We start from the raw sequence: 6,882 nt of genomic DNA, 5'->3' as shown, positions 1-6,882 counted from the left end.
CCCTGGCGCATCTACTGGTCCTACCAGTCGGGATCCGACGAATACCTGACCCCCGGCCTCATCTACAAGATCAAGGACCTTACCCTGACCGTGGTCAGGTTCTTCACCAGGACGCGCTGGGACAGGACCATCAAGGCGATAAGATAAAATTCCAAATCGCAAATTCCAAATTCCCATAGTCACACTAGATAGGTTTCGTTGCCCTTCGGACACCACGAAACCTATAGTGCGACTAAAATTCCAAGTTCCAAATTCCAATGACCCAAACGAAAGCAATAAAGTGTTTCTTCCGTAGGGAACGCAAATTTGCGTTCCCTACCTGGGCAGACTTCTTGGGATCATTTTCATTTTGGTCATTCGAACATTGGAACTTGGTGCTTATTTGTAATTTGGTGCTTGGAATTTGGAATTTTTATTCATGTACGGGCGGTTCGCGAACCGCCCCTACCCCTGCCGCTCGTCACTGATATGAAAACCGTTTTTCAGTTCTCTGGCAAATGGCTGATCCGCTACGAGCCGGGCGAATTCACCTTTCATGCGCTTCTGGCCGCGCTGCACCGCTTGCAGGTATTCTTGGAACAGCAAGGACTTGAGCACGAATTTTTGAATGTCCGTTTCAACCGGAACATCACACTCAGCCGCTTTTACGCGGACGGAACTCAACTCTGCATCGAATACAATGGAAGCGATAAACAGCTGGTCGAATCGGCACCCGGGGCTTTTCCCTGTCCGGCCGCCCTGGAGCCGCTGGCCAAGCCGATACGCTCGCTCAACCTGCTTTTCCCGCGATGTGACAACGACCCGCGCTGGAAAACCATGGGCCTGCCGGCGGCGCAGTTGTTCCTGGCCAGCAACCTCCAGGCCAAAGGCTTCCAACCCGCGCCTATGCCGCTCCGCCTGCCAAGCCCAAAATTGCCCCCAGGAGCGCTTTCGGCCGATATGGCGGGGTTTACCATTTTCGAGGACCTTTTGCCCGCCCTGAGGCCGTTTTTGGCCGATTTTCAGGCCCAGTATGGAGGCTGGCTGGCCGCCGGCGGCCCTTTTCCCACCCTGCACCCCCTAGCTGCTGTTTATCACCTGCCGCAGATCAACCTGTTCATCCGGGGCGAAGCCGAACTGGAACTGCCGGTTATCCTGGAAGCATTGAACCGGGGTGACGCTTCAACCCTGTTCGAACGCAAGGGCTGGTTCTGGCAGAAGCCCGGCCTCATCGCCATGTCCGCTTTCGACGAAATCGTGCGACCGGAAAATTTCAGCCGCTTCCAGGTCGATCTCGCTTTCATGCAGCGCGAGCATCTGCGCCACGGGCTGGAGATGAATTTCTCGCGCGGCTGCGGCCGCGGCTGTTTGTTCTGCTGCCATGTGCAGGGGAGCAAACTGCGCCAGCTGCCGTTGACCAAGGCCGAAGATCTGTTGAAGGCATACAAAGACAAAGTCAATAGTAAGGGCGTTCCGTTGGAACGCCCTGATTGCATCCTTGGCATGCCGATCCACGACATGCCAGGGCGACCCGCCGGGTCGCCCCTACCCCCTGTATGCATCCCCGTCAACATCAACGACGACGACATCCTGCAGGACCCCGCCTACGCGGCGGCGGTCTTCGCCCTGATCAAGAAAAGCGGATTTCGCATCCACGGCATCCAGACTTCGCCGGTAGCGCTGGTTCACAACGACGGCCGGGCGAACGAGGAAATTCTGGCGCTGGTCGCCGATCCCGAGCTGTACCTGGACAGCCGGCCTCTCCTCTGGCTGGGGAGCGACGTCTTCCTGCCGCAGCGGGGACAGCGTCTGGGCAAGCGCCTGCCGTCACTGCCGGCATTCGCCGACCTGCTGGCCAGGCTTGAGAAATACGGCCTGCGCCATTATCATTACTGGATCAGCAGCGACAACGATTCGACCTGGGAAGAGTTCGTAACCGAGCTGGCTTTGATCATCGCCTATCACCGCGATTTTCCCAATTTCTCCCTGCTGGCCCATGCGCCGTTCATCGTCCCCTACCCGGCCAGCCGCTTGTGCCAGAGCCTGCCGGCCAACACGCCCAAGCTCATGATCCGGGAGGTTTTTCGCGCCGCTGACCCGGAGTTCAGCTTCGTTTTGCCCGAGCGACTGGAGACCGGTTTTGTTAATTTGAACCGGCTGCTGCGTAACGAGAAGGCGGACGGAGAGGCAGGGTTTTTTGATCTTCTAAAAACGAAAGACTTGATCGCTGCCGCGCAATTGGCCTACCACTTCCTGAAACAGGAGGCGCTGCAACGCCCAGCGGTTGAAAAGGAGTTGCTGGAAGCGCAGCACTCTATCGCCTCATGTAGGGGGCGGTTCGCCCTTTAGGGACAGCCCAATCTATCCACCCCTTAGGGATTGCCTCACTACATGATTTTAAAAACTTTTTGAAATGGTTAAAATCATAGTGAGGGCAACCAGGATAGGCGGATGATTGGTGCTGCGAACCGCCCCTACAAAGGAAATTCATTCCATATCTTGCGGTCCACCGTCCACCGTCTACCGTATACCGTACACCGATTTCAACTGACTTGGGTGGCTTTAAACCCCTTGCCCAGCACCGCATACGTGTCATTGATGATGACGAAGGCGCCGGGGTCAATCGACTTGATGAAATCGCGCAGCTCGGCCAGCTGCTTGCGGTGGATGACGGTGATGATCGTCTCGCCGTCGCGGTTGAGGTAGAGCGAGCGCGACTTCAGCGCCGTGCCGCTGCGGTCGAGGGTGCTTAGGATGAATTCCTGGATCTCCGCGGTCTTGGTCGAGGTGATGATCGCCAGCTTGGTATAGTTCCAGCCTTCCAGGATCATGTCGATGACCCGCGAGGAAATGAAGAGGACGATGTAGCCATAGAGCGGCGCTTCGAGCTTCCTGAAGGCCAGCCCCGAGGCCGAGATGATGAAAAAATCGATGAGCATGATGGCGATACCCACCGACATGCCGGTCCAGCGGTTGAGGATTTGGCCGAGGACGTCGGAGCCGCCGGTCGAAGCGCGGCCGCGAAAGACCAGCCCGAGTCCGACGCCGAGCATGACCCCGCCGTAAATGGCGGCCAGGATGGCGTTGTCGGTGGCCGATTTCAGCCGCAGCACCTCGTGGAAAAAATCGATGAGCAGCGACGAGACCACCATGCCAAGCAGCGAACGCAAGCCGTACTTGCGGCCCATGATCTTGATGCCGACGATGAAGACCGGGATATTGAGCACCATGATCAGGGTGCCGAGCGGCATGCGGGTGAAGTAGTTGATGATCATGGCTATCCCTGAAACGCCGCCGGGGACGAAGTGGTGCGGGATCAGGAACAGGGAGTAGCCGATCGCCATTATAACTGAGCCCAGAGTGACCAGGGACAGGTTGGCGATATTTCGACGCAGGTCTTTTTTATTGAGTTTCATGAGGGACCTCAATGTGAATTTCCATTATTATAGGAAATTTTGGGATGGTTGGCAATACGAAATTGGTTTACGGTAGACGGTATACGGTGTACGGTAAGAGAAAAAGAGATGTTATGAACGAGCTTTAATCAGTTTTTCCAACATTCCAGATAGCCCCAGGCATTCTTCCTGAATTTCAGTCACCATCTCACTTGGGATATAACCGATCTCCTGGGCGATCTCAAATTGAGTCAGTAATTCAGCACATGAACCTTTGGCAATATGAAAATGCTTTATTGATTGTTTGTTTGAGCCTAAAGTGTCTCCTTCGGCAATATTACTCGGAATTGAAACTGCAGCTCTACGTACTTGATCCTTCAAGCTAAAATCATTATTGAATTTCCCTTTCCCTGATATTTCATAAATCCTCACTGCCAATTTCTTACCTCTTTGCCAAACTTTTAATTCCCTGAACCCAATTTTCTCACTCATTTTTTATTTATTTTTCGGTTTTCTTTTTCTTGTTTCTTACCGTCTACCGTCTACCGTCAACCGTATACCGTATACCGTCAACCGACTTAGATAACTGTAACCTGCACCCTGACCTTGCGCTCGATATCGGTGAACGGCGGCCCGATGACGATCTTTTCAGGCAAACCGTCCACGTAACTTTCGCAGGCGATCTTGTTGCCGACGAACACCTGTAGCAGCTGCTTGGGCTTGAGCTGGGCGAGCCAGGCGGGGTCGAAAATGATCTCGATCCAGGGCTGGTTGAAGAGAAAAACGTCGTAACCGCTATTGGTTGTGGCGACTGTCAGAAAGCGGCTGTTCTCGACCTTGGCGAGTTTTTCGTTCAAGACCTTGTCGGGCGCCCCTTCATCGCCCAGTATTTTCTGGACACGTAAGACGCGGTAAAGGACGTCGGGATTTTCGGGCTGGTCCAGATACAACTCCTTGGCTATCGCTTCGGCCGCGGTCAACAGCTTGCTGCTGTAATAAGAATCGACCAGCAAGAGCAGGATATTCGTGTAATCGACTAATTGCTCTTTTTTGACGAAGGAGATGGTTTTGCGCAATGATTCGATCTCGGCGATGATGTCGCCATAGCTGCCTTTTTTGTAGGCGATCAGGGATTTCAAATAAAGCGAAGGAAAATCGTTTTCCTTGAAAAAGCCATTTTCTTCAAGCAATTTCTGCAACTCATCTAGATCATTGAGCCCGGAATGGTCGGCGATGTAGATCAGGATATAATCCCTGATCCACGATGCCGTCTGGGGGTCGGCCTTGGCCTGGGGATCGGTCAACAAACCCGAGATGACTTCCAGCAGCAGCGTTTGCTGCAGCTTGAAAAATTTTTCGGGGACAAAACCGCTCTCGGGTTGGAGGCGGAAATAGCCCTTGAGCTGGCGCAGCTGCTCGAGCAAGGATCGGGCGTCTTGGAGGCCGATCTGCCCCTGCAGGCTCAATTCATTATAGCGCCGTTCCATGGCATCCAGGCTGTACACTTCATGCAGGGCCAGGAGTTGGCGGCGCTGCTTAATAGGAATGGCCGCCGCAACGAGCTGGTCGGCGGCAGGACCGAAAAATTCGGGCTTGTCCTTGAGCAATTCCATGAGCAGCGGCGTATCCTGGACGTAAAGAGCCCACAGCTCGACCAGGGGGCTGAATTCGGACCACGACAGCGTTGGCATGACAGCGGCAAGCAGGTTCGAGGTAAACGTCTTGTCGTCGTCCTCCAGGAAAGGCCACAGGGAGAAAAATATCTTGGCGCAATCCAAAGCGATCTGCTTGTTGCTGCCGCGGATGCGAGCGGCGCGTTTCAGTTCGCGCACGCCCAAATCGAAATAATCGTTGTCCACGGCACTGAATTGCAAATAAGTTTTAGCCAGGTAGTAGCGGGCTTGGTAATCGAGGGGATTCCGGCGCAGGGCCTTGAGGAGCAGTGTCATGCTCGTTTTTACAGCCGGCTCGCTGGCAGCGCTTGTCCCGATTTCGAGCCAGCTGAAAGCAGTTTCGGTATAGATGCGGCTCGACAGCGAAAATGTTTTGAAATCAAAGGCCGGTACAGGGAACTTTTTCCCAGGTTCGGGTTTGGGGCCAACGAGACTCGGCCGCGAACTGGCTCAGGAAAAAAACAGCCAGGACCAAGGCCACGGCAATAAAAAGTTTACTTGCTTTCATCGCTGAATTCATGCCTGTGGGTGACTACTTTCAAACCCAGAGCCAGCAGCATAATGAACAAAAAGGCGTTGGCCGGGATGCGCAGGGAAAAATCAAAAAACGAGTGGAAAAAAGCGGCGAACAGGGCGGTCAGCACCCCCAGCACAACCGGCTTGATCTCGGGGTGACGGCGGGCGATCCACATGCGCAGCAAAGACAAAACCAGCATGGCCAACAAGGCGAAAAAAACCAAAGCGGCCAAAGCTCCCATGTCGGCCAGGTTCTCGACATATTCATTGTGGGCATGGTCGACAAAGCCCGTCTCTTTGCCGTAGAGAAAGTAAGCATATTTGAAAGTGCCGAGACCGGTGCCGAAAACGGGGAAATCACTGAACATGGTCAGGGTGTTGCTCCAGTAGTCGATGCGTCCGCCAACATCAAAATAGCTTCCAGATAGAAATTTATCTAAGGTACTCTGCAAGCCGACGAAAACGGCCAGCAAGGTGGCCAGGATGAAGACCAGGCGCAGATGGCGGCGGGCGCTGAAATTGACGCGTAAATAGATCGACATTTGGGTAAAAAATAAGAGGGAAAGGACAAGGACGGCAATGCCGGTCCGGCAGCCGGTCAGGTAGATGCCGGCGGCCAGAACGATGGCGGCCAGGAACAATAAAATGACCGGGCGGTCTTCGGCGATATGCAGGATCTTTTCCCGGAGTGATTGCTCGGGATCAAAGATGTGCAGCCGGGCGAACAACAGCCCCAGGGCCAGTGGGAAAAGGAGTTCCAGGTAAAAGGCGAAATGGTCGGGGTTGTATATAGTGCCGCGCAGAAATCCGGGGATATGATCGTCGGCCATGAAAAAAAGGAAAAACTTGCTGTTGCCCTGGCCTAATTTAAAAAGGCCGAAAATGGTCTGCGCCACTCCGGAAACGACCGCTGTCCCGAATAAAATGAATACGTCCCTTTTATCCCAGTCCAAACGCAGCAAGGCGATGAAAAACAGGCCATAGACCAGGAATCGTGCCAGAGCCAGCAGCGTTTCGGCCGGGATCAAACTCAGGCTATGGAAAGCCGGCAGGGAACCGGACAGGTTTTCCAGGATCGGCAATACCCCGGGAGAAAGCCATTTGACCAGGAATAGAGGCAAAGGGATCAGCTGTAAAACGATAAACAGAAAAAAGATAATGAAAAGTATACGTATGGGGCGCTGGTAAATAAAATTGTACGGCGCCTGCGGCCCCATGAAAGCCAGCAGAGCAAAGATGGCGAAGAGAAAAAAACAGAGGGGCAGCCAAATGCCGCCCACGCAGCCCAGAGGGATGGGCGAAAGAACGATCAGGAGCTG

The 6,882-nt window shown here is 53.9% G+C and carries 5 protein-coding genes; 1 reads left to right on the top strand and 4 read right to left on the bottom strand.

Annotated features, from left to right (window positions below):
* The first annotated feature begins 468 nt into the window (after positions 1 to 468).
* Complete coding sequence (locus tag NTW95_05765; protein ID MCX6556924.1) at positions 469 to 2,328, top strand: hypothetical protein; 1,860 nt, start codon at positions 469 to 471, stop codon at positions 2,326 to 2,328.
* 194 nt (positions 2,329 to 2,522) lie between these two features.
* Here the strand turns inward: NTW95_05765 and NTW95_05760 are convergent, their stop codons facing one another.
* From NTW95_05760 to NTW95_05745, 4 genes are all read right to left on the bottom strand, one after another.
* On the bottom strand, positions 2,523 to 3,395 hold the full coding sequence (locus tag NTW95_05760; GenBank protein ID MCX6556923.1) for a YitT family protein: 873 nt from the start codon (positions 3,393 to 3,395) through the stop codon (positions 2,523 to 2,525).
* A gap of 111 nt (positions 3,396 to 3,506) precedes the next feature.
* Positions 3,507 to 3,866, bottom strand: a complete 360-nt coding sequence (locus NTW95_05755; GenBank protein MCX6556922.1) for a four helix bundle protein — start codon at positions 3,864 to 3,866, stop codon at positions 3,507 to 3,509.
* 86 nt (positions 3,867 to 3,952) lie between these two features.
* Positions 3,953 to 5,323, bottom strand: a complete 1,371-nt coding sequence (locus NTW95_05750; GenBank protein ID MCX6556921.1) for a hypothetical protein — start codon at positions 5,321 to 5,323, stop codon at positions 3,953 to 3,955.
* 218 nt (positions 5,324 to 5,541) lie between these two features.
* Positions 5,542 to 6,882: O-antigen ligase family protein (locus NTW95_05745; GenBank protein MCX6556920.1), on the bottom strand; the 1,341-nt coding region annotated here is incomplete at its 5' end.

This window comes from Candidatus Aminicenantes bacterium (genome assembly GCA_026393795.1).
Lineage (GTDB): Bacteria > Acidobacteriota > Aminicenantia > UBA2199 > UBA2199 > UBA2199.
Note: the sequence above shows the minus strand (reverse complement) of the source record. Positions and strands in the feature narration are given on the sequence as shown.